The sequence below is a fragment of the Hydrogenophaga sedimenti genome (genome assembly GCF_051857515.1).
Classification (GTDB): Bacteria; Pseudomonadota; Gammaproteobacteria; order Burkholderiales; family Burkholderiaceae_C; genus Hydrogenophaga.
The window spans coordinates 77,877-98,661 of the sequence record NZ_JBPZHA010000004.1; the positions used below are offsets into that span (position 1 = coordinate 77,877).

Consider the following 20,785-nt stretch of genomic DNA (forward strand, 5'->3'; position numbering starts at 1 on the left):
CAGACCCACAGGAGAACCCACCCCCATGGCCCGCACGCTCTACGACAAGATCTGGGACGAACACGTCGTCCACACCGAAGAAGACGGCACCGCCGTTCTGTACATCGACCGCCACCTGGTGCACGAAGTCACCAGCCCGCAGGCCTTCGAAGGCCTGCGCCAGGCCGGCCGCAAGGTCTGGCGCGTCAGCTCCATCGTCGCCACCGCCGACCACAACACGCCCACCACCGGCTGGGAGCAGGGCTACGACGGCATCACCGACCCGATCAGCAAAGAGCAGATCACCACGCTGGACAGCAACATCAAGGAATTCGGCGCCGCCGCCTTCTTCCCGTTCATGTCCAAGCGCCAGGGCATCGTGCACGTCATCGGCCCGGAAAACGGCGCCACGCTGCCCGGCATGACCGTGGTCTGCGGCGACTCGCACACCTCGACCCACGGCGCCTTCGGCGCGCTGGCGCACGGCATCGGCACCAGCGAGGTCGAGCACGTGATGGCCTCGCAGACCCTGCTGGCCAAGAAGGCCAAGAACATGCTGGTCAAGGTCGAAGGCCAGGTCGCCAGGGGTGTGACCGCCAAGGACATCGTGCTGGCCATCATCGGCCGCATCGGCACCGCCGGCGGCACCGGCTACACCATCGAGTTCGGCGGCAGCGCGATCCGCGCCCTGTCGATGGAAGGCCGCATGACGGTCTGCAACATGGCGATCGAAGGCGGCGCGCGCGCCGGCCTGGTCGCCGTCGACGACAAGACCATCGAGTACGTCAAGGGCCGCCCGCTCTCGCCCACCGGCGTGGAATGGGACCAGGCCGTCGCCTACTGGAAGACGCTGCACTCCGACGAAGGCGCCCACTTCGACGCCGTGGTCGAACTCGACGCCACGCAGATCCTGCCGCAGGTCACCTGGGGCACCTCGCCCGAGATGGTGCTGGGCGTCGACGCCCGCGTGCCCGATCCCGAAAAGGAAAAGGACGCCAGCAAGCGCGGCGCGATGGAGCGCGCGCTGACCTACATGGCGCTGGAACCGGGCAAGCCGCTGGCCGACATCTTTGTCGACAAGGTCTTCATCGGCTCCTGCACCAACAGCCGCATCGAAGACATGCGCGAAGCCGCCGCGGTCGTGAAGAAGCTGGGCCAGAAGGTCGCCAAGAACATCAAGCTGGCGATGGTCGTGCCCGGCTCCGGTCTGGTGAAAGACCAGGCCGAGCGCGAGGGCCTGCACGAGATCTTCAAGGCCGCCGGTTTCGAGTGGCGCGAGCCCGGCTGCTCGATGTGCCTGGCGATGAACGCCGACCGGCTGGAGCCGGGCGAGCGCTGCGCCTCGACCAGCAACCGCAACTTCGAAGGCCGCCAGGGCGCCGGTGGCCGCACCCACCTGGTCTCGCCCGCGATGGCCGCCGCCGCCGCGATCCACGGCCACTTCATCGACATCCGCACCATCGCCTGAGTTTTGCCCTGAACCCTTCTCAAGGAGTCCTCTCATGTCCTCTCTCAAGCCCCTGCTCACCCTGATCGCCGCTGCCGCCCTGACCTCGCTGGCCGCCTGCAGCACCAACACCGTGCAAGGCGTCAAACAGGATGCGCATCTGGTCAAGGACAAGGCCATCGAAGTCAAGGACAAGGTGGTCGACAAGGCCATCGAAGTCAAAGACGTGGTGGTCGACAAGTCGATCGAGATCAAGGACAAGACCGTCGAAGGCGGCAAGGCCGCCGGCCAGGCGGTCGGCTCCGGACTGGAGAAGGCCGGCGAAGCCGTCAAGGGCGCGACCAACTGAACACCATCACCATGCAGAAATTCACCATTCACCAGGGCCTCGTGGCCCCCATGGACCGCGAGAACGTCGACACCGACGCCATCATTCCCAAGCAGTTCCTCAAATCGATCCGCAAGACCGGCTTCGGCCCCAACCTGTTCGACGAGTGGCGCTACATGGACCAGCCGGGCCAGCCCGGCGTGCCCGAGAGCGACCGCAAGCCCAACCCCGACTTCGTGCTGAACCAGCCGCGCTACAAAGGCGCTTCGGTGCTGATCACGCGCCGCAACTTCGGCTGCGGCTCCAGCCGCGAACACGCGCCCTGGGCCATCGACCAGTACGGCTTCCGCGCCATCATCGCGCCCAGCTACGCCGACATCTTCTTCAACAACTGCTTCAAGAACGGCCTGCTGCCCATCGTGCTGAGCGAGGCGCAGGTGGACCAGCTGTTCAACGAAGTCCACGCCTTCCCCGGCTACCAGCTGACCATCGACCTGGAGCGCCAGGTGATCGTCAAGCCGCAGGGCGAGGAGATCCCGTTCGAGGTCAACGCCTTCCGCAAGTACTGCCTGATCAACGGGCTGGACGACATCGGCCTGACGCTGCGCCACAAGGACAAGATCGAGGCGTTCGAGAAAGAGCGCCTGGCGACCAAGCCCTGGTTGGCCCACACCATGTAATTCACTTCAATCGCAACACACAATGAAAATCGCAGTTCTCCCCGGTGACGGCATCGGCACCGAAATCGTCGCCGAAGCGGTCAAGGTCCTCAACGCGCTCGACCTGAAGTTCGAGATGGAATCGGCCCTGGTCGGTGGCGCCGCCTACGACGCGCACGGCCACCCGCTGCCCGAGTCCACGCTCAAGCTCGCCAAGGAAGCGGACGCCATCCTGTTCGGCGCCGTCGGCGACTGGAAGTACGACAAGCTGGACCGCCCACTGCGCCCCGAGCAGGCCATCCTGGGCCTGCGCAAGAACCTGGGCCTGTTCGCCAACTTCCGCCCCGCCATCTGCTACGAGCAGCTGGTGGGTGCCTCCAGCCTCAAGCCCGAGCTGGTGGCGGGCCTGGACATCCTGATCATCCGCGAGCTGACCGGCGACATCTACTTCGGCCAACCACGGGGCCGCCGCGAAGCCCCGGACGGCGAGTTCAAGGGCGCCCCCGAAGCCTTCGACACCATGCGCTACGCCAAGCCGGAGATCGAGCGCATCGCCCACGTCGCCTTCCAGGCCGCGCGCAAGCGCAACAAGAAGGTGACCTCGGTCGACAAAGCCAACGTGCTGGAGACCTTCCAGTTCTGGAAGGACACCGTGATCGAGGTGCACGCCCAGTACCCCGATGTGGCGCTGGACCACATGTATGTGGACAACGCGGCCATGCAGCTGGTCAAGAACCCCAAGGCGTTTGATGTGGTCGTCACCGGCAACATGTTCGGCGACATCCTGTCCGACGAGGCTTCGATGCTGACCGGCTCCATCGGCATGCTGCCCTCGGCCTCGCTGAACGCGAAGAACCAGGGCCTGTACGAGCCCAGCCACGGCAGCGCGCCCGACATCGCGGGCAAAGGCATCGCCAACCCGCTGGCGACCATCCTGTCGGCCGCGATGATGCTGCGCTTCTCGCTCAACCAGGAAGCCGCCGCACAGCGCATCGAAGCCGCCGTGCAGAAGGTGCTGGCGCAGGGCCTGCGCACCGGCGACATCTGGAGCGAAGGCACGACCAAGGTCGGTACCGCCGCGATGGGCGACGCGGTGGTGAAGGCTCTGTAACTCCCCCCTGCGCCGCTGCGCGGCTTCCCCCTCTCTGGCGCGCCTGCGGCGCTGAGAGGGGGGTCGCACCCTGTGGCCCGGCGAAGCCGGTTCCACGGGTGCCCTGGAGGCAGACACGCGTTTTCCAAGGTTTTTGGTGCGCGCCCACAATGGGTGTTTTCTTGCTCCAGGCGCTCCCTGTGTCCACACCCCTCTTCCCCTTCGACAACCGCTACGCGCAGCTGGACGGCCTGTCCGTGCCCTGGCAACCGGCCACGGTGCCGGCGCCGCGCTGGCTGCGGTTCAACCACGCATTGGCCGAGGAGCTGGGCCTGGACGCCGCGCGGCTGGCCTCGGACGAAGGCCTGGCGGTGCTGGCCGGCAACCGGGTGCCCGAAGGCGCACAGCCGGTCGCCCAGGCCTACGCGGGCCACCAGTTCGGCGGCTTCTCGCCCCAGCTCGGCGACGGCCGCGCGCTGCTGCTCGGCGAAATCCTCGATCTCCAAGGCCAGCGCCGCGACATCGCCTTCAAGGGCTCGGGCCGCACGCCCTTTTCGCGCGGCGGCGATGGCAAGGCGGCCGTCGGCCCGGTGCTGCGCGAATACCTGATCAGCGAGGCCATGCAGGCACTGGGCATCCCGACCACGCGCACCCTGGCGGCGATTGCCACCGGCGAGACGATCTCCCGCGAACGTGCCCTGCCCGGGGCCATCCTCACCCGCGTGGCCGCGAGCCACATCCGCGTCGGCAGCTTCCAGTTCTTCGCCGCGCGGCGCGACACGGAACGCCTGCGGGTGCTGGCGGACCACGCGATCGAACGCCACGACCGCGACCTCCTGGGCATCACGGAACGCGGTGACCGCTACCTCGCCCTGCTCGACGCGGTGGCGGCGCGGCAGGCGAAGCTGATCGCCCTGTGGATGTCGGTCGGTTTCATCCACGGCGTGATGAACACCGACAACATGACCATCTCGGGCGAGACCATCGACTACGGCCCCTGCGCCTTCCTCGAAGCCTACGACCCCGAGACCGTGTTCAGCTCCATCGACAGCCAGGGCCGCTACGCCTTCGGCAACCAGCCCGGCATCGCGCAGTGGAACCTCGCGCGGCTGGCCGAAGCCCTGCTGCCGCTGATCGACGAAGACAGCGAACGTGCCGTGGTGAAGGCCACCGAAGTGCTCGAACGCTTCCCCGACCGCTTCTCACAACACTGGCTGAACCTGCACCGCGCCAAGCTCGGCCTGCGGGCGGGCGGCGCGGATGGCGCCGACGGCGAGGCGGACCGCGCGCTGGCCAACGACCTGCTGCGCCTGATGCACGAACACCGGGTCGACTTCACGCTGGGGTTCCGGCGCCTGTCGGCGGTGCTGCGGGGCCGGCCGGACGAGCTGCGCGCCCTCTGGGGAGACGACACCGCCGCGCTCGGCGACTGGCTCGTCCGCTGGCAGGCCCGCGCCCAGGCTTCGGGCGAACCCGCGGCCGAGATCGCCGACCACATGGACGCGACCAACCCGGTCTATATCCCGCGCAACCACCTGGTCGAGAATGCGCTGGACGCCGCGGTCGAGGCGGGCGACCTCAAGCCTTTCGAGCGCCTGCTGGCGATCGTGACCGACCCGTACACCGAGCGCAGCGCGGATGCGCTGGCCGCCCTGCCCGGCACGCCCGAGCAGACCCGTGGCTACCGGACCTTCTGCGGCACCTGAGCCGGGTGCGTGTCGAAAACGGCGACACTGTTTCGTCGTCGTACAGTGGCCACCATCCACCTGCTGGCCCCGTCGACACCGAAACCACCAAGGAGCAACCACCATGAGCACTGGCACCGTCCGCCTTCACCGCGTCCTGCGCGCACCGCCCGAACGCATCTACCGCGCCTACCTCGATCCCGACGCCATGGCCAAGTTCCTGCCGCCCTTTGGCTTCACCGGCCGCGTGCTGGAGATGGACGCCCGCGTCGGTGGCATCTACCGCATGCAGTTCACCAACTGGTCCTCGGGCCATGTCCACGCGTTCGGTGGCAAGTACCTCGAGCTGGTGCCCAACGAGAAGATCGTCAACACCGACATCTTCGACGACCCCAACCTGCCGGGTCAGATGATCACCACCATCACGCTCAAGGCAGTGATGTGCGGCACCGAAATCACCGCCGTGCAGGAAGGCATCCCGGCCATGATCCCGCTCGAGATGTGTTACCTCGGCTGGCAGGAAACCCTGCAGCAGCTGGCTCAGCTGGTCGAGCCCAACATTCCGGACTGACACAGCTAGGCCCCCCACGCCCCACCGCGGAGCGGGTCGCTGCCCCAAGGGGGCGCGTTTCGGCCTGGGGCGGCCAGGCGCCGAAAACTCAGGCCTTCGCCAGTGCCAGAAGCCGCTGCTGCGACGGGCTCTCGGCCGGCAGCGGCCCTTGCCCCCGGGCGCTCAGGTAGTGCTCACTGAACAGGCCGAACCAGGCGTCCAGCGCCTCGGCGGCGTTCGCATCGCCCGCGAGGTCCAGGCACAGCGCGGCGATCTCGGCGGTGCAGAAGTGATGGTCCTGCGCCGAGCGGCGCAGCCGGTAACGCGAGGCCTGTTCCGGGTGCAGCCCCAGTACCGGCAACCCGTCGAGGTAAGGGCTCTTGCGGAACATCTTGCGCGCCTCCGACCAGGTGCCGTCGAGCAGCACGTACAGCGGCCGGCGCCCCTCGGAGGCTTCAACGGGCGGCGGCGCCGTCACCACGAGCCCCGCCGAGGTGTACTCCGGCGGGAACACGACGAAGGGTTGCCACTGCGGGTCCTTCAGCAGCGCCAGCAGCGCGGGATCGACCACCGTGCGCGACCACTGGAAGGCCCAGGTGTCGGCCACCACGTCGGCGATCAGCCAGCCGGTGTTGCTGGGCTTGAGCGCCTCGATGTCGCCCATCAGCAGGCAGAAGCCCGCGCGCGAGGGCTGGCTCGGGCGCCAGTCGCAGATGCAGTGCGGCGGCGGCAGCCGGCAGCCGGTGCAGCGCAGCGGATTGGCGCCGCGCGCCACGAAGGGTTTGCTGGACGCAGCGATGCGCGTGGTGCGCAGGCGGGAGACGGCGTGACCCCGGTCGGGCAGGGGCTGTTGTTCTGGAGTGGAAAACGGCATCCGTCAAATGTATGCTGCCCGGCATGAGCATCACCTCCCTCGCCGCCTTGCGCGCCCTGTACGACCCGGTGCGCGAGCGCTCGGCCAAGAAAGAGATCCCGCAACTCGACGCCCACGCGCGCCGCTTCATCGGCCTCTCGCCGATGCTGGTGATCGCCAGCGGCGACGCCACACACGGCCTGGACGCCTCGCCGCGCGGCGGCGCGCCGGGCTTCGTGCACGTGGCCGATGCCCACACGCTGCTGATCCCCGACGCGCCCGGCAACAACCGGCTGGACACGCTGGAGAACATCGTGCGCGGCGGGGAGGCCGGTGCGCCGGTCGGGCTGCTGTTCCTGGTTCCGGGCGTGGACGAAACCCTGCGGATCAACGGCCTGGCCTGGCTCAGCGACGATGCGGCCGACCGGGAGCGCTGCGCCGAACCGGGCCGCGTGCCCAAACTCGCGATCCGTGTCGGTGTGCGCGCGTGTTACCTGCACTGCGCCAAGGCCCTGATGCGCTCGAAGCTCTGGGACGCGTCGCGCCAGGTCGAGCGCGCGGCGCTGCCGAGCATGGCCGAGATGATGCGCGACCAGATCCGCGAATTCCGTGGCGAAGAGATGGTCGCGGAAACGCAGGAGCAGATGCTCGAGCGTTACCGCAACACGCTCTGAACACCCGTCCCCGCGGGCGCCAGGCGGTCAGGGAATGAAGTTCAGCGCTTCGGGCAGCGGCAGCGCGATCGGCACCTCGAACAGCGGCCCTGCGGCACCGTCCGGATCGATCACCACCGTGCCGTGGCTCTGGAAGAACACGGCGATCTGCGACTGCGCCATCACTGCCATCGGCGCCGTCGCCGCGCTCGCCAGCCCGGTCAGGAAGGTGTGCGGATTCTTGCCAACCGCCGGATTCGCCGCATAAGCAAGGTCGTTGCGGTAGTAGGTCGTGTTCGCCTGCAGGCCACCGGCGCGCACGATGGCGCTGCTGGTCGGGTTGGGCACGGTCTGGTCGCCCTTGGCCATCTGCAGGATCACCGGCTTGGCCGCGCTGCCCGGCAGCGGCTGCTGGCGGATCAGCGACGCATACGACACCGGGTTGCCCGCCTGCTGCACCCACTCGAAGCGGTCGAGCACCTTGGCGATCTCCATCGCCCCCGGCACGTTGTTGACCACCGGCGGCAGGTCGCGCAGCGGCATGTTCTCGAAGAAGTTGAACGGCACCGGCAGCGACGCCGACGGCGGCAGGTTCAGCAGCTGCGGCGTGCGGGTGGCGAGCGCCAGACCGGTCAGGCCACGGAACACGCCCAGGCGCGCGACCTCGGTGATCGAGCCGCCCGGCACATTGGGCACGCCGGCCTTGATGTTGGGCTCGACGCCCAGCAGCATGGTGCCGTAGATGCCGCCGAAGGACTGGCCGGCGTAGTAGATGCGCTGCGCGTTGAGGTCGGCGCTGCCGTCGCCGTCGACATCCATGCCGACCTCGACCTGGCGCACCAGCTGCATCAGGTCGACCACGGTCTGGCGCAGGCCGTCGCGGCTGCTGACGATGCTGCGCGGCGCGGCGGCGTTCACGCCTTCGGTCGAGTCGATGGCGCCATTGCCGTCCTGGTCGAAGCCGCGCCCGCCGGCCGGCACGATCACCGGTTCGCCGGCGCCCTGCGCGATCGCCAACCGGCCGGCCGCGCCACCCGCGTGGCCGACCACGTTGATCGACAGCGTGGCGATGCCGCGCGAGGCGAACACCGAGGCCACCGTCCACGGCGCGCCGTACATGCTGTCGGTGAAGCCGTGGCCGAAGATCGCGACCGGCCAGCCGCCCGCGGGCTTGTCGCCGGCCGGCAGGAAGAGCTGGAACACCAGGTTCTGCGTGCCCTGCGGCGCCGGGCGACCGCTCAGCGTCGGCGTGGCGGGGATGACCTGACCGGCGGTCTGGTAGTTGGGCGAGCTGTACTGGCCGTAGGCGAGCTGGCCCACCGCGCCGGGGATGGCCTGCAGCGCGGGCAGCGGCACCGGCTGCAGCGTCAGGTCAGCGGCGCCCGCACCGGTCTGCCGGTTGAACGCCACGCCCGTGATGCCCGACACCGGGAACACGGCACGCACCGCGCCGCCGCTGTTCGAACCGATCAGGAAACTGGCCGGCGCCGGTGTGCCGGCCTTGATCTGCCGCATGATCTTCACGAGGTCGCCGGTCGCGCTCTGGGTGGTGAACAGCGAGGCCGCCGCCACCGACAGCCCGCGTCCCATACGCACGCTGCTGGCCGCCTCCCGCGCGTCGCGGTCGTGGTCGCCGCCGCGCTTGTCAAAGCCACGCAGGCCGCGCACCTCCATCGCGTCGCTGGTCTTGATGCGCTTGCCGCGGGCATCGCGCACACCGTTGGTCACGACCAGCACGTAGCGCGCATGTTCGGCCAGCAGGGCGTCGGGCTCGAACACCAGGGTCTTGCCCGCCGTGTCCCAGAGGATCTGGTTGATGCCCACCTTCTCGCCGAAGCCGCGCAGCGTCTGCGTGTCGCCGAGGTTGACGAGAAACACGGTGTCGCTGTTGACGCTCGACAGGTCGATGTCGCCGGTGAACGGCACGGTGATGCGCGGCTGGGTCGAGAAGCCGTCGAGTGTGTTGATGACGTCGATGTCCTGGCAGTCGCTCACGCGCACCGCGCAGTCGGGCCTGGGCAGGTTGACCCGGCGGAAAGTCGCGTTGCCGAAGTCGGCCACCGTGTAGCGGTTGCTCGGGAAGGGGCTGGCGCTGTCGTCGCTGCGCACCGACACGCCGTCGGCCCAGACGGCCACCGGGATCAGCGCGAACGACAGGACCGCCGTGAACCGGCGGGCGTGGAAAGGCGTCATCTGAAGTCTCCTGTTGGCAACCGCCCGGGCCGGGAGGTCTTTGGTGTGAAGTTCCGCACGCCGTTGTACGCCGGTCGGCCGACAAGAGCCAGAGCTCTTCGCGTTTTCCCTGAGGACGCCAGCGGCGGCTGGGGCAAATCCCCCGAAAACCCCGCCGGGATGTATCCATGGGTAAAGCCTGCTTCACGGCGCGGGCTCCCTCCGTATGCTGGCGCTTCCAACAGCCCATTCAGGAGAGAACCCTTGCCACACATCCGCCTCACCCTCGCCAGCACCGTTGCCGCCATTGCGCTCGCCGGTTGCAGCCACGGCATGCGCCACGACCACGAAGCCATGCATGGCGCCATGCACGGCCCGATGGCCCCCAACGCCGCGGCCACCACGCCCGCCAAGGTCACCGAGAGCACGCCCGCGCTGGCCAGCGGCTACAAGAAGGTCGAGTCGCCGGCGGCGGCCAGGCTGTATTTCGTGAACCTCGCCAACGGGGCGACGGTGAGCGGCCCGGTGAAGGTGGTGTTCGGCCTCAGCGGCATGGGCGTGGCGCCCGCGGGCATCGAGAAGGCCGGCACCGGTCACCACCACCTGCTGGTGGACGTCAGCGAGTGGGACGCCAACGCCCCGCTGCCGGCCAACGAAAACTTCCGCCACTTCGGCGCCGGCCAGACCGAGGTCTCGCTCGACCTCAAGCCGGGACCGCACACGCTGCAGCTGGTGCTGGGCGACCAGAACCACATCCCGCACCACCCGGTGGTCGCGAGCGAGCGCATCACCATCACGGTGAAGTAAGCCCTTGGAGCGACCACGGCGCCTGCGCCTTGGTCTTTTTTCGTCACGCCCTGTTCCGTTCGCGCACACCCGGTGTGGCAGAAAGATGGCGGCGGTACATGGTGCAGCGCGTCATGTACCGCGGCGGTTTTCCGCCCTTTCCCCAATCAAATCAGCAGCGCTCTCAAATTGATCCATGCCCGCGCGGCATGGCACGGGAATTGACTCGTTGGTGACACCCGCTCCCCACGGAAGCGGGTGATTTCCAACCACCAACGAGGAGACATTCATGAGTTTGTTGTTTGCACTGGCCATCTCCATCGGCCTGCTCGCCGTCGTCGCCACCTGGCTGTTCCTGGGGCCGCTGGCCGCGTTCCACATGCAGGTCTGGCAGGCCTTCGTGGCCTGGGCCAGCTTCTTCCACAACGGCGGCAAGCGCGACGGCCTGGTCAAGACCGTGGTCTGCATGTCCTTCGGCGCTGTCGTGGGCATGGCCTCGGTCCTGCTGATCGGCCAGCTCGGTGCGCTGGGTGGCCTGGCCGCACCGGTCGCCGTGGGCATCGGCGCCGCCGTCATCGTGCTGGCCGCGCACATTCCGGTGCTGTCCACCATCCCGTCGAGCGTCTACGGCTTCGCCACCGTGGCCGGTCTGATCCTGCTGGGCAAGGACATGACTCCGACCACCGCCATCGTGCCGACCATTCTCTCGATCGTCGTGGGCGCACTGTTCGGCTGGCTGTCCGAGCAAGTGGCTGGCAAGCTCACCAAACCCGCCGCCTGACGCGGCCCCGTCCCGGCGCCGCCGCTTCGGTCAGGGGCGGCGGCGCCCTATTTTTTCTGCACCGGATTGGCGGTCAGCCAGTTGGCCGGGTAAGCGCGCAGGAACTCGCGCGCCTTCTCCGGATGGCCCGCGTTGAGCCAGGCGCCGTAACCGCCTTCGTTGAGGATCGCCGGCATGCGCTTCTCGGCGCCGGGCTGCTGGTAGCGGTGCAGCAGCGCGTGGCTGTTGGCGTTCACGGTCAGCAGCGTGAAGCTGACAATCTCGGTGCCGTCGGCCCCGACCCAGCGCTCCCACACACCGGCCACGCCCATGGGCTGGCCATCGACCCGCGTGATGCGTGTGGGCACCGCCTTGCCGCTGCGCCAGTCGTCCTCGAAGAATGCCTGCATCGGCACGATGCAGCGCTGCCCGGCCAGCCAGGCCTCGCGCAGGTTGTTGGAAGTCGTCAGCGTCTCGCTGCGCGCGTTCACCAGCTTGGGCGAGCGCAGCTTGGCGTCCGACGCCGACTTCACCCAGCGCGGCACCAGGCCGAACTGACCCACCTGCAATTCCAGCACCGGTGCGGTCGGCCCGCCCTCGGCATCGGTCGCACCCGGGGTCGCTTCGCCGGGGGAAACCGGTTCACGCCGCTGTCGGACGAACGCGCCCTGCTGGCGCGGCCAGAGCTCGCGCCCCACGGGCGTGTCGGGCGCGGGAACGCCAAAGACATCGGTGTACAGCTGGGCCGGGTGGAGGGTCTCGAAATGAACAGTCATGCGATCGATGGTAGAACACGGGCCACCATGACCTCTGCTTCCATGTCGGCCCCTGCTTCTGCCGCACCCCATCTCAACCCCGTGGTCGCCCTGCTGGGCCGCCGCCTGCGCCTGGCCGTGATCGGCGGCGGCGCCGGTTCGTTCATCGGCCCCATGCACCGCCAGGCCGCGCGCCTGGACGACCGCTACGAGATCGTGGCCGGCGCCCTGTCGTCCGACCCGCAGCGCTCGGTCGCGGCCGGCACGGCGCTCGGCCTGGCGCCGGACCGCTGCCATCCCGATGCGCTGGCCCTGCTGGCGGCCGAAGCGGCCCGCGCCGACGGCGCCGATGTGGTGGCGATCATGACGCCCAACGACAGCCACTTTCCCTACGCCATGGCCGCCCTGGACCACGGCTTCGACGTCATCTGCGACAAGCCGATGACCAACACCGTGGCCGAAGCCGCGCAGCTGCGCGAGAAGGCGCAGGCCAGCGGCCGCGTGTTCTGCCTGACGCACAACTACAGCGGCTACCCGATGGCGCGCCAGGCGCGTGCCATGGTCGCGGCCGGCCAGCTCGGCGAGGTCCGGCTGGTGCAGGTCGAGTACGTGCAGGGCGGGCGCGCCAAGCCCGGCCCGGGCCGCACCGCCTGGAAGACCGACCCGGCGCGCGGCGGCCCCTCGCTGGTGATGGGCGACATCGGCACCCACGCCCACCACCTGCTGCGCTTCGTCACCGGGCTGGAGGTCGAACAGCTCGCGGCCGAACTCGGCTGCGTCGTGCCCGACCGCACGGCACACGACTTCGCCGGCGTGCTGCTGCGCCTGCAGGGCGGGGCGCGCGGCAGCTTCTGGGTCACGCAGGCCGCCGCCGGTGTCGAGAACGGCCTGCGCATCCGCGTCAGCGGCTCGCGCGGCACGCTCGAATGGCAGCAGGAACACCCGCAGGTGCTGGACTTCAAGCCGCTGGACGCGCCCGCACAGCGCCTGACGCCGCGCGGCCCGGGCACGCTGCCGCTGGCGCAGCGCAGCACCCGCGTCGCCGCCGGCCACCCCGAAGGCTTTCCCGAGGCCTTCGCCAACCTGTACTCCGACGCGGCCGAAGCGATTGCAGCGCGCCGGGCTGGCGTGGCGCCCGATCCCCTGGCCCTGCACTTCCCCAATGCGCACGACGGCTGGATGGGCATGCGCTTTGTCGATGCGGTGATCCGCTCGGCACAGGCCGGTGGCACATGGACCACCGCATGAACTCGGTCGCACCACATCGCCGCCGGCTGCTGGCCGGCATCGCCGCGCTCTGGGCCGGCACGGTCTGGCCCACGGCGGGTCGCGCGGCCCCGGAGGCAGAGGCACAGTGGCCCGACGCTTCGGCGGTCCCCGGCGGCGTGGCGTTGCTCCCGCTGGGCCCGGCGGCCGACCGCCCCACGGCCTGGTCCGACGATGCACGGCTGCTGGTCGTGGGTTCGCCGGTCGGCTGGACCGCGCTGGTCGGCATTCCGCTGTCGGCGGCACCCGGCCCGGCGCAGATCGTGGTCGAGGCTGCCGACGGCAGCCGGCGCAGGGTGGCCTACCAGATCGCACCCAAGTCCTACGCGCAGCAGCGCCTGAAGGTGGCGCCGCGCACCGTCGAACTCTCGCCCGAGGACCTGGCCCGGCACGAGCGCGAGCGCGCACGGCAGCAGTTGGTGATGGCGCGTTTTTCCGAGCCGCTGCCCACCAACCTGCGGATGCAGGCCCCGGTCGGCGGCACACGTTCCAGTTCGTTCGGCCTGCGGCGCGTCTTCAATGGCGAGGCCCGACAGCCGCACAGCGGCATGGACATCGCCGCCGGCACTGGCACGGTGGTGCGTGCGCCACTGGCGGGCGAGGTGGTCGACACCGGCGACTACTTCTTCAACGGCCAGACGGTGTGGATCGACCACGGCGGTGGTGTGTTCTCGATGCTGTGCCACCTCAGCCGCATCGATGTGCGCGTCGGCGACCGGCTGGCGCAGGGACAGGCGCTGGCGGCCGTGGGCGCCACCGGCCGCGTCACCGGCCCGCACCTGCACTGGGGTGTGGTTTTGAACCGCGTTTCGGTCGATCCGGCGTTGTTTATTCACGCCTGAGCCCGATTTCGGCCCGGTCCGTGGGGCGGCGGGCACGGTCGCCACGGCAAAATCAGGCGGTCAGTCCCCGATCACCTTTTCCTGCCCGGAGTCGCCGTTGTTCCGTCCGCTGCTTTGCCTATCCGCCGTGGCCGCGCTGACCGCGTGCGCCTCCACCGAGCAGCGCTGGACCAAGGAAGGTGTCAGCGACTTCGACACCGCCAACTTCATCTCGGAATGCAAGTTCCAGACGGGCCTGGCCAAGATCAAGGGCGATCAGGCCGAGGAGCTGCTCAAGCACTGCATGCAGGCGAAGGGGTTCCGGCTGAAGTGACCACCCCCGCGCCGCCTGCGGCGTCACCCCCTCAAGGGGGCCACGCCACCGGCCCGGCGGAGCCGGTTCCGCGGCGTGTGCTGGACGCTCAGGCCGCCGTGCCGCCGATGCGTTCGAGGCCGCCCATGTAGGGCCGCAGCACTTCGGGCACCGTCACGCTGCCGTCGGCGTTCTGGTTGTTTTCCAGCACCGCCACCAGTGCGCGGCCCACGGCCAGGCCGGAGCCATTCAGGGTGTGCACCAGTTCGTTCTTGCCTTGCGCGTTCTTGAAGCGGGCCTGCAGGCGGCGGGCCTGGAAGGCTTCGCAGTTCGACACCGAGCTGATCTCGCGGTAGGTGCCCTGCGCGGGCACCCAGACCTCCAGGTCGTAGGTCTTGCTGGCACCAAAGCCCATGTCACCGGTGCACAGGCTCATCACGCGGTAAGGCAGGCCCAGCTTCTGCAGGATGGCTTCGGCGTGGCCGGTCATTTCCTCCAGCGCTTCGTAGCTCTTTTCGGGGTGCACGATCTGCACCATCTCGACCTTGTCGAACTGGTGCTGGCGGATCATGCCGCGCGTGTCGCGCCCGGCGCTGCCGGCTTCGGAGCGGAAGCACGGGGTGTGGGCCGTCATCCTGATCGGCAGATCGGCCTCGGCCAGCACGGTGTCGCGCACCACGTTGGTCAGCGTCACCTCACTGGTCGGGATCAGGTACAGCGCCTGGGTGTCGGGCATCTCTTCGCCCTCCTGGCCACCCTTCTTCACGGCAAACAGGTCGGCTTCGAACTTGGGCAGCTGACCGGTGCCGCGCAGCGTCTCGCCGTTGACGATGTAGGGCGTGTAGCACTCGGTGTAGCCGTGTTCCTGCGTCTGCGTGTCGAGCATGAACTGGGCGAGCGCGCGGTGCAGGCGGGCGATCGGGCCGCGCATGAAGGTGAAGCGCGAGCCAGCGAGCTTGGCGCCGGTGTCGAAGTCCAGGCCCAGCTGTTCGCCGATGTCCACATGGTCGCGCACGGTGAAGTCGAAGGTCCGGGGCGTGCCCCAGCTGCGCACGACCACGTTGCCGTGTTCGTCGCCGCCCACCGGCACGCTCTCGTGCGGCAGGTTGGGCACGGCCAGCAGCAGGCCCTGCAGTTCGCCCTGGATCACCTCCAGTCGCGTGGCCGAGGCTTCGAGTTCGGCCTTCATCTCGCCGACCTGGGCCATGGCCGCGTCGGCCTCGGCGTGCTGTCCCTTGCCCTTGAGCATGCCGATCTGCTTGGACAGGCTGTTGCGCTGCGCCTGCAGGGCTTCGGTGCGGGTCTGCAGCGTCTTGCGCTCGGTTTCCAGCGCCTGGTAGGCGGGCACATCGAGGTAGGGCTGCGGGTTCTTGCGGGTTTCCAGGCGCGCCACCACGGCGTCCAGGTCTTTGCGGAGTTGGAGGATGTCTAGCATGGGTGGGATTGTAGGTTTCCCAAGGGCGGGCATCCTTTTCACGCCGTTAGACTGCCGAGGGCAGGCCACCTGAATGCCAACAGCGCCTGAACTCCGGGGAGGACTCCATTGAAACCGATGACAAGTTTGCTGCTGCTCGCCTTGAGCACCCTCTCGGCACATGCAGACGAAGCGCCCGACCTGCGAATCGCGGTGGTGGTTCCCCTCAGCTCCCCGATACGCCATGTCGCACAAGAGGCTCTCAATGGCGCAGCGCTCGGCGCCAAAGCGGGCGCCATCCGACTGAAGTCCTCGCCTGACAGACCTGCGGGCGGGAAGTTCAAGGTGAGGCTGGATTTCTTTGACGACAAGGCCAATCCGGAAACTGCCCAAACCGTGGCCAGGACCATCGTCGCCGACGGTCACTACGATGCCGTCGTGGGCGGCATCAACTCCGGCACCGCCATGCCTGCGGCAACGATTTACGAACAGGCCGGCCTGCTCAATGTGTCCCTTGCCGCAACGAACCCTTTGTTGACGCGCTCGGGCCATCGATGGACCCTCCGGATGGCCATGGACGACGAGCAGCTCGCCCGAAACACTTACCGGGTGTTGTCCGGACGTTTTCAGGACCAGCCAGCGCTGTTTGCATACGATGACACAGCCTACGGCGAGCTCACCGCAAACGGGTTTTCCAGCGCGCACAGATCGTTCTCTGGGCAGGATGTCGCCCCCCTGAACCTGGGACTCAACGGCGATGGCGATCTGTCCGGCCTGCAAACTGTCGGGGGCTCCGCTGCGGTTCTCTACCTCGGCGGCATGGACCGGTTTGCCATCAAAGTCGTCGGGCGACTGCCCCGCAATGTCCGTTGGACCATCGTCTCAGGTGACGGGGTCTGCAGTGACCCCATGGCTCAGGAAACAGCGAGATTGGGCATGACATTGGTCTGCACCAGCCAGGACCGCAAGGACTCTGTCCCACCCTCCGACTCGGCCTTTGCACAGACCTACCAAAGCCAGTACGGCAAGCCTCCCGGCGATGCGGCTTCATCGGCGTTTGATGCCGTGACCCTGTTGGTTGAAACGTTGGGACAACAGGGAAACGGCAATCGGGCACTTGTCCGCGACCATCTGAAATCAGGTGGTCGCCTGGTTGGCGGGGAGGGACCGGTGGCCTTCGACGCCCGGGGCGACAACACGCTGGCGCCGGCCTACCTCTACGAAGCGGAAAACGGTGTCCTGAAATTCAAGCAGGCTCTTCGCTAAAGAGTCCGCTCAGTGCAGATGGTCGATGGCGCCGTCGCCCTCGATCTTCAGGCCCTTGGGCAGCGGGAACTTGACCGTTTCGGTGATGCCGTCGAGCTTGCGCACGGAGATCGCGCCGAGTTCGCGCAGGCGTTCAATCACCTGCTGCACCAGGATGTCGGGCGCCGAGGCGCCGGCCGTCAGGCCCACGCGCTGCTTGCCCTCGAACCATTCGGCCTTCAACTCGCCCGCGTTGTCGACCATGTAGGCCGACGTGCCCAGCCGGTGCGCGACCTCGCGCAGGCGGTTGCTGTTGCTGCTGGTCGGGCTGCCCACCACGATCACGATGTCGACCTGCGGGCTCAGCAGCTTGACGGCGTCCTGCCGGTTCTGCGTGGCGTAGCAGATGTCCTGCTGCTTGGGCTCGCGCACCTTGGGGAAACGCGCCTTGACGGCGGCCAGGATGCCCGCCGTGTCATCGACCGACAGCGTGGTCTGCGTCACGACGGCGAGCAGTTCGGTCTGGCGCGGACTCACCTTGGCCACATCGTCGATGTCTTCGACCAGGTGGATGCCCTCGCTGAGCTGCCCCATCGTGCCCTCGACCTCGGGGTGGCCCTTGTGGCCGATCATCAGGAACTCGTAGCCTTCCTTGAACAGCTTGGCGACCTCGACGTGCACCTTGGTCACCAGCGGGCAGGTGGCGTCGAAGATGCGGAAGCCGCGCTGCTCCGCTTCCTTCTGCACCGCCTGGCTCACGCCGTGGGCCGAGAAGACCAGCGTCGCGCCCGGAGGCACTTCGTCCAGGTCCTCGATGAAGATCGCGCCCTTGTCCTTGAGGTCGTTGACCACATAGGTGTTGTGCACGATCTCGTGGCGCACATAGATTGGCCGGCCGAACTTGGCCAGGGCGCGCTCGACGATCTCGATCGCGCGGTCGACGCCGGCGCAGAAACCGCGCGGCTCGGCCAGAAGAACATCCTGCAACTGGCTCATCACAACACCCCGATCACTTTCACCTCGAAGCTCACCGGCTGGCCGGCCAGCGGGTGGTTGAAGTCGAAACGCACCGCGCCGTCTTCGGCCACCTCGACGGCAGACCCGGCGTAGCTGCCCAGGCCGTCCGGCGTCGGGAACTGCACCACGTCGCCCACCGCGTACTTCTCGTGCGGGTCGCCCAGCTGGTTCAGCAGCTTGCGAGCGACCCACTGGACCATCTCGGGCTGGCGCTCGCCAAAGGCTTCGCCGGGTGCCAGCTCGATGGTCGTGTGCACGCCCTCTTCCAGCCCGATCAGGCGCTGCTCGATGGCGGGCGAGAGCTCTCCGGCGCCCAGACTCAGGGTCGCGGGCTGGCCCTCGAAGGTGTTGATGATGACCTGGCCGTTGGGACCCGACATGCGGTAGTGCAGGGTCAGGAACGAACCTTTTTGGATGTGCGGCATGGACAAAAGGGGGATGAAACACGGGCTCGGAAGGCACCTACGCACGGAAAACGCCCGATCCGTGACTGCCCGACAACAAGCCGTATTGTAAAAACCGGCCAGACCCAGGGAGCACACCACATGAATGGCCTTGCCGCCACCGGACTCAAGAGCCTGCCCGCCGACGCGCGGCCACGCGAAAAGCTGCTCGCGCGCGGCCCCGGCGCGCTGGGCGACGCCGAGCTGCTGGCCCTGCTGCTGCGCACCGGCATCAGCGGCAAACACGTGATCCAGCTCGCCCAGGAACTGCTCGACCGCTTCGGCGGCGTCGGCGGCCTGCTGCACACCGGTGCCGACGCGCTCAAGGTCGTCAAGGGTCTCGGGCCGGCCAAACGCGCCGAGGTGGTCGCCGTGCTGGAGCTGGCCCGCCGTGCCCTGGCGCAGGAGCTGCAGCAGCGGCCGCTGTTCGACAGCCCGCGCGCGGTGCGCGACTACCTGCAGCTGCAACTCGGCGCCCGGGCGCACGAGGTGTTCTGCGTGCTGTTCCTGGACAGCCAGAACCGGCTGATCGCGCTCGAGGAACTGTTCCGCGGCACCCTCAGCCAGACCTCGGTCTATCCGCGGGAAGTCGTGCTGCGCGCCCTGCACCACCACGCGGCCTCGGTCGTGCTCGCGCACAACCACCCCAGCGGCGAAGCCCGGCCCTCGCGTGCCGACGAGGCGCTGACGCAGTCGCTCAAGGCGGCGCTGGCGCTGGTGGACGTGCGCGTGCTCGACCACTTCATCGTGACCCGCGACAACGCGGCGTCCATGGCAGAGCTCGGTCTGGTCTGAAGGCCTTTGCGCCTGCGCGAGAATCCGGGCCATGAAGGTCCGCTCGCTCGCAGAACTCAAGGCCGTGAAAAACGTGATCGCCCAGCGGGTGGCCGCCGAGACGGCGGCGCGCGAGGCCGAGCGCCTGCGGGCGCTGAGGCAGGACCGCGAGAAGCGCCTGTTCGAGCTGGCCGTCGGACCGGTGAAGCCGCTGACCGCCGCCCGGCGCGTGGTGCACCCGCCGATCGCAGTGCCGCCCGAGCCGCGGCAGCGCCAGCTCGATGAAAACGCGGTGATGCGCGAAGCACTGTCCGACGAGTTCGACGTCGAGACCCTGCTGCACACCGACGAACAGCTGAGCTACCGCCGCCCCGGCCTGGGGCCGGACGTGACGCGCAAGCTGCGCGAGGGCCACTGGAGCATCCAGACCCAGATCGACCTGCACGGCCTGCGTGTCGATGAAGCGCGCGAAGCGCTGGGCAAGTTCATCCGCGACGCCCACCACCTGGGCCTGCGCTGCGTGCGCGTGGTGCACGGCAAGGGACTGGGCTCGCCTGGGCGCGCGCCGGTGCTCAAGGGCCGCGTGCTGCGCTGGCTGGTGCAGAAGAAAGAAGTGCTGGCCTTCGTGCAGGCGCGACCGGCCGAGGGTGGAGCGGGTGCGCTGGTGGTGTTGCTCAAGCCGGTGGGACGCTGAAGGCAGGCGCCCCGCCGACGCCGCCGGCTATAGTGCGGGCGCCAAAACATCAGGGAGCCTTTCGCCATGCGTCTTCGTTTTCCCGCGCCACTGCTCGCCGTGCTCGGATTCGTTGCCCTCGCGCCGTCCGCCGCTGCGGCCGCGCCGCTGTACAAGTGCAAGAACGCCAGTGGACAGATCGTCTATTCCGACACCGACTGCCGGACCGACTTGCCGAAGGTGACGATCCGCCCGCCCGAGCCGAAGAAGGAAGCCCCTGCGCCGGCCATGCCGGCCGCACCGGCGGCCCCTGTGGCCCGGGTGGACAGGCTGACCACGGCGGTGGTCGAGAGCGTGCTCCAGCGCACCCGGGAAAACAGTGACCGCGGTGACTTCGCCAGCGAATGCGCCCTCGCCGCACCCGACCTGAGTTTCACGATGATTGACCGCAGCAAGTCACCGGAGATCAAGAACTCCGGTGGTCGCGACGAGATCTGCAAGCTGCAGCGGGATTCGGCCAATGCGATGCGCGCGGCCGGCCTGGGTTCACAGAGCACGATCACCCGGCTGCAGATCCAGATCAACGCCGACGGCACCCAGGCGACGGCCAAGTACCTGATGAACACCCGCATCCTCGCCAACGGCAGCTCTGTCATGGGCATGCGCTGCGAGAACGACGACACGGCGGCTAGGCCGGCGTGTTGCGCATCCAGTCGGCGGTCTTGAAGAAGCTGTCCTTCAGGCGGACCCGCAGGTCCTCGGGCACCCCCGTTTCGCCCATCGCCTGGTCCATGCAGGCCAGCCACTGGTCGCGCTCGACGATGCCGATCTTGAACGGCATGTGCCGCATGCGCAGGCGCGGGTGGCCGAAGCGGTCTTCGTAGTGCGACGGGCCGCCCAGCCAGCCACACAGAAACCAGAACAGCTTCTGCCGCGCGTCGTCCAGCGTGGTGCCGTGGGCCAGCCGCAGCTCGTGGTAGCCGGGCTCGATGTCCATCAGGTCGTAGAAGCGGTCGACCAGTGCGCGCACGCGGGCTTCGCCGCCGATCCATTCGAACGGGGTGGCAGGAGAGACAGGGGTGGCTTGTTCGTCCATGGTTTG

General features: G+C 68.4%; 23 protein-coding genes. 16 read left to right on the top strand and 7 right to left on the bottom strand.

What is annotated here, in order from left to right; genetic code table 11:
• Positions 1 to 25: 25 nt before the first annotated feature.
• The 6 genes from leuC (at position 26) to ACS5NL_RS07670 (ending at position 5,759) form a co-directional block, all read left to right on the top strand.
• Positions 26 to 1,447 (top strand): 3-isopropylmalate dehydratase large subunit, encoded by a 1,422-nt coding sequence (leuC, locus tag ACS5NL_RS07645; protein WP_439353121.1) that lies wholly within the window; start codon positions 26 to 28, stop codon positions 1,445 to 1,447.
• A gap of 34 nt (positions 1,448 to 1,481) precedes the next feature.
• A complete protein-coding gene (locus tag ACS5NL_RS07650) occupies positions 1,482 to 1,775 on the top strand; it encodes a hypothetical protein (protein ID WP_439353123.1) in 294 nt (97 codons plus the stop codon).
• A gap of 11 nt (positions 1,776 to 1,786) precedes the next feature.
• Positions 1,787 to 2,434, top strand: a complete 648-nt coding sequence (gene leuD / locus ACS5NL_RS07655) for a 3-isopropylmalate dehydratase small subunit (protein WP_439353124.1) — start codon at positions 1,787 to 1,789, stop codon at positions 2,432 to 2,434.
• Between the two features lie 22 nt (positions 2,435 to 2,456).
• A complete protein-coding gene (gene leuB, locus ACS5NL_RS07660) occupies positions 2,457 to 3,524 on the top strand; it encodes a 3-isopropylmalate dehydrogenase (protein ID WP_439353126.1) in 1,068 nt (355 codons plus the stop codon).
• 179 nt (positions 3,525 to 3,703) lie between these two features.
• Positions 3,704 to 5,209, top strand: coding sequence for a protein adenylyltransferase SelO (locus ACS5NL_RS07665; protein ID WP_439353128.1), 1,506 nt, complete (start codon positions 3,704 to 3,706; stop codon positions 5,207 to 5,209).
• Positions 5,210 to 5,312: 103 nt separating this feature from the next.
• Positions 5,313 to 5,759, top strand: coding sequence for an SRPBCC family protein (locus ACS5NL_RS07670; RefSeq protein WP_439353129.1), 447 nt, complete (start codon positions 5,313 to 5,315; stop codon positions 5,757 to 5,759).
• An 88-nt stretch (positions 5,760 to 5,847) separates the two neighbouring features.
• Here the strand turns inward: ACS5NL_RS07670 and ACS5NL_RS07675 are convergent, their stop codons facing one another.
• Positions 5,848 to 6,612 carry a tRNA-uridine aminocarboxypropyltransferase gene (locus ACS5NL_RS07675; RefSeq protein ID WP_439353131.1) on the bottom strand — a complete coding sequence of 255 codons (765 nt, stop codon included), beginning with the start codon at positions 6,610 to 6,612 and terminating at the stop codon, positions 5,848 to 5,850.
• Between the two features lie 23 nt (positions 6,613 to 6,635).
• Between ACS5NL_RS07675 and ACS5NL_RS07680 the strand changes: the two genes are divergently transcribed.
• Positions 6,636 to 7,265, top strand: a complete 630-nt coding sequence (locus tag ACS5NL_RS07680; RefSeq protein WP_439353133.1) for an MSMEG_1061 family FMN-dependent PPOX-type flavoprotein — start codon at positions 6,636 to 6,638, stop codon at positions 7,263 to 7,265.
• A 27-nt stretch (positions 7,266 to 7,292) separates the two neighbouring features.
• On the opposite strand, the gene ACS5NL_RS07685 is transcribed toward ACS5NL_RS07680, so the two are convergent.
• On the bottom strand, positions 7,293 to 9,437 hold the full coding sequence (locus ACS5NL_RS07685) for an Ig-like domain-containing protein (protein WP_439353134.1): 2,145 nt from the start codon (positions 9,435 to 9,437) through the stop codon (positions 7,293 to 7,295).
• Between the two features lie 243 nt (positions 9,438 to 9,680).
• On the opposite strand from ACS5NL_RS07685, the gene ACS5NL_RS07690 reads away from it, so the two are divergent.
• Both ACS5NL_RS07690 and ACS5NL_RS07695 read left to right on the top strand, forming a co-directional pair.
• A complete protein-coding gene (locus tag ACS5NL_RS07690; RefSeq protein ID WP_439353135.1) occupies positions 9,681 to 10,223 on the top strand; it encodes a DUF4399 domain-containing protein in 543 nt (180 codons plus the stop codon).
• A 268-nt stretch (positions 10,224 to 10,491) separates the two neighbouring features.
• A complete protein-coding gene (locus ACS5NL_RS07695) occupies positions 10,492 to 10,983 on the top strand; it encodes a DUF1097 domain-containing protein (protein WP_439353137.1) in 492 nt (163 codons plus the stop codon).
• Between the two features lie 47 nt (positions 10,984 to 11,030).
• Here the strand turns inward: ACS5NL_RS07695 and ACS5NL_RS07700 are convergent, their stop codons facing one another.
• Positions 11,031 to 11,738: an SOS response-associated peptidase gene (locus ACS5NL_RS07700; RefSeq protein WP_439353139.1), complete on the bottom strand. Its 708-nt coding sequence runs from the start codon at positions 11,736 to 11,738 to the stop codon at positions 11,031 to 11,033.
• A gap of 27 nt (positions 11,739 to 11,765) precedes the next feature.
• Between ACS5NL_RS07700 and ACS5NL_RS07705 the strand changes: the two genes are divergently transcribed.
• From ACS5NL_RS07705 to ACS5NL_RS07715, 3 genes are all read left to right on the top strand, one after another.
• A complete protein-coding gene (locus tag ACS5NL_RS07705) occupies positions 11,766 to 12,965 on the top strand; it encodes a Gfo/Idh/MocA family protein (protein WP_439353141.1) in 1,200 nt (399 codons plus the stop codon).
• The gene (locus tag ACS5NL_RS07710; protein WP_439353142.1) at positions 12,962 to 13,825 is read left to right on the top strand and encodes a peptidoglycan DD-metalloendopeptidase family protein; all 864 of its coding nucleotides are present in this window, start codon (positions 12,962 to 12,964) and stop codon (positions 13,823 to 13,825) included. Before ACS5NL_RS07705 ends, ACS5NL_RS07710 begins: the two co-directional genes overlap by 4 nt.
• 97 nt (positions 13,826 to 13,922) lie before the next feature.
• Complete coding sequence (locus ACS5NL_RS07715) at positions 13,923 to 14,138, top strand: hypothetical protein (RefSeq protein ID WP_439353144.1); 216 nt, start codon at positions 13,923 to 13,925, stop codon at positions 14,136 to 14,138.
• A gap of 88 nt (positions 14,139 to 14,226) precedes the next feature.
• On the opposite strand, the gene serS is transcribed toward ACS5NL_RS07715, so the two are convergent.
• Positions 14,227 to 15,552, bottom strand: a complete 1,326-nt coding sequence (gene serS, locus ACS5NL_RS07720; RefSeq protein ID WP_439353145.1) for a serine--tRNA ligase — start codon at positions 15,550 to 15,552, stop codon at positions 14,227 to 14,229.
• A 117-nt stretch (positions 15,553 to 15,669) separates the two neighbouring features.
• Here serS and ACS5NL_RS07725 point away from each other — a divergent pair, with 117 nt between their 5' ends.
• Positions 15,670 to 16,797, top strand: coding sequence for a branched-chain amino acid ABC transporter substrate-binding protein (locus ACS5NL_RS07725; protein ID WP_439353147.1), 1,128 nt, complete (start codon positions 15,670 to 15,672; stop codon positions 16,795 to 16,797).
• Positions 16,798 to 16,806: 9 nt separating this feature from the next.
• On the opposite strand, the gene ispH is transcribed toward ACS5NL_RS07725, so the two are convergent.
• Positions 16,807 to 17,772 carry a 4-hydroxy-3-methylbut-2-enyl diphosphate reductase gene (gene ispH, locus ACS5NL_RS07730; RefSeq protein ID WP_439353149.1) on the bottom strand — a complete coding sequence of 322 codons (966 nt, stop codon included), beginning with the start codon at positions 17,770 to 17,772 and terminating at the stop codon, positions 16,807 to 16,809.
• On the bottom strand, positions 17,772 to 18,218 hold the full coding sequence (locus ACS5NL_RS07735; protein ID WP_439353150.1) for an FKBP-type peptidyl-prolyl cis-trans isomerase: 447 nt from the start codon (positions 18,216 to 18,218) through the stop codon (positions 17,772 to 17,774). The genes ispH and ACS5NL_RS07735 overlap by 1 nt, the downstream gene beginning before the upstream one ends.
• Positions 18,219 to 18,338: 120 nt before the next feature.
• Between ACS5NL_RS07735 and radC the strand changes: the two genes are divergently transcribed.
• The 3 genes from radC (at position 18,339) to ACS5NL_RS07750 (ending at position 20,409) form a co-directional block, all read left to right on the top strand.
• On the top strand, positions 18,339 to 19,031 hold the full coding sequence (gene radC, locus ACS5NL_RS07740; protein WP_439353151.1) for a RadC family protein: 693 nt from the start codon (positions 18,339 to 18,341) through the stop codon (positions 19,029 to 19,031).
• A 31-nt stretch (positions 19,032 to 19,062) separates the two neighbouring features.
• Positions 19,063 to 19,704 (top strand): Smr/MutS family protein, encoded by a 642-nt coding sequence (locus ACS5NL_RS07745; RefSeq protein ID WP_439353153.1) that lies wholly within the window; start codon positions 19,063 to 19,065, stop codon positions 19,702 to 19,704.
• A gap of 66 nt (positions 19,705 to 19,770) precedes the next feature.
• Entirely contained in the window at positions 19,771 to 20,409 is a 639-nt protein-coding gene (locus tag ACS5NL_RS07750) for a DUF4124 domain-containing protein (RefSeq protein ID WP_439353154.1), read from the top strand.
• Here ACS5NL_RS07750 and ACS5NL_RS07755 read toward each other — a convergent pair.
• Positions 20,372 to 20,779, bottom strand: a complete 408-nt coding sequence (locus ACS5NL_RS07755) for a group II truncated hemoglobin (protein ID WP_439353155.1) — start codon at positions 20,777 to 20,779, stop codon at positions 20,372 to 20,374. The two genes, ACS5NL_RS07750 and ACS5NL_RS07755, sit on opposite strands and share 38 nt — an antisense overlap.
• Between the last annotated feature and the right edge of the window lie 6 nt (positions 20,780 to 20,785).

What these genes read in the sequence shown, in the direction of transcription:
- ACS5NL_RS07685 (WP_439353134.1), bottom strand. Translation starts at nt 9,437, where the DNA reads ATGACGCCTTTCCACGCCCGCCGGTTCACGGCGGTCCTGTCGTTCGCG.
- leuB (WP_439353126.1), top strand. Translation starts at nt 2,457, where the DNA reads ATGAAAATCGCAGTTCTCCCCGGTGACGGCATCGGCACCGAAATCGTC.
- ACS5NL_RS07650 (WP_439353123.1), top strand. Translation starts at nt 1,482, where the DNA reads ATGTCCTCTCTCAAGCCCCTGCTCACCCTGATCGCCGCTGCCGCCCTG.
- ACS5NL_RS07735 (WP_439353150.1), bottom strand. Translation starts at nt 18,218, where the DNA reads ATGCCGCACATCCAAAAAGGTTCGTTCCTGACCCTGCACTACCGCATG.
- ACS5NL_RS07695 (WP_439353137.1), top strand. Translation starts at nt 10,492, where the DNA reads ATGAGTTTGTTGTTTGCACTGGCCATCTCCATCGGCCTGCTCGCCGTC.
- ACS5NL_RS07670 (WP_439353129.1), top strand. Translation starts at nt 5,313, where the DNA reads ATGAGCACTGGCACCGTCCGCCTTCACCGCGTCCTGCGCGCACCGCCC.
- serS (WP_439353145.1), bottom strand. Translation starts at nt 15,552, where the DNA reads ATGCTAGACATCCTCCAACTCCGCAAAGACCTGGACGCCGTGGTGGCG.
- ACS5NL_RS07710 (WP_439353142.1), top strand. Translation starts at nt 12,962, where the DNA reads ATGAACTCGGTCGCACCACATCGCCGCCGGCTGCTGGCCGGCATCGCC.
- radC (WP_439353151.1), top strand. Translation starts at nt 18,339, where the DNA reads ATGAATGGCCTTGCCGCCACCGGACTCAAGAGCCTGCCCGCCGACGCG.
- ACS5NL_RS07700 (WP_439353139.1), bottom strand. Translation starts at nt 11,738, where the DNA reads ATGACTGTTCATTTCGAGACCCTCCACCCGGCCCAGCTGTACACCGAT.
- ACS5NL_RS07745 (WP_439353153.1), top strand. Translation starts at nt 19,063, where the DNA reads ATGAAGGTCCGCTCGCTCGCAGAACTCAAGGCCGTGAAAAACGTGATC.
- ACS5NL_RS07705 (WP_439353141.1), top strand. Translation starts at nt 11,766, where the DNA reads ATGACCTCTGCTTCCATGTCGGCCCCTGCTTCTGCCGCACCCCATCTC.
- leuD (WP_439353124.1), top strand. Translation starts at nt 1,787, where the DNA reads ATGCAGAAATTCACCATTCACCAGGGCCTCGTGGCCCCCATGGACCGC.
- ACS5NL_RS07680 (WP_439353133.1), top strand. Translation starts at nt 6,636, where the DNA reads ATGAGCATCACCTCCCTCGCCGCCTTGCGCGCCCTGTACGACCCGGTG.
- ACS5NL_RS07750 (WP_439353154.1), top strand. Translation starts at nt 19,771, where the DNA reads ATGCGTCTTCGTTTTCCCGCGCCACTGCTCGCCGTGCTCGGATTCGTT.
- ACS5NL_RS07725 (WP_439353147.1), top strand. Translation starts at nt 15,670, where the DNA reads ATGACAAGTTTGCTGCTGCTCGCCTTGAGCACCCTCTCGGCACATGCA.
- ACS5NL_RS07675 (WP_439353131.1), bottom strand. Translation starts at nt 6,612, where the DNA reads ATGCCGTTTTCCACTCCAGAACAACAGCCCCTGCCCGACCGGGGTCAC.
- ACS5NL_RS07755 (WP_439353155.1), bottom strand. Translation starts at nt 20,779, where the DNA reads ATGGACGAACAAGCCACCCCTGTCTCTCCTGCCACCCCGTTCGAATGG.
- leuC (WP_439353121.1), top strand. Translation starts at nt 26, where the DNA reads ATGGCCCGCACGCTCTACGACAAGATCTGGGACGAACACGTCGTCCAC.
- ispH (WP_439353149.1), bottom strand. Translation starts at nt 17,772, where the DNA reads ATGAGCCAGTTGCAGGATGTTCTTCTGGCCGAGCCGCGCGGTTTCTGC.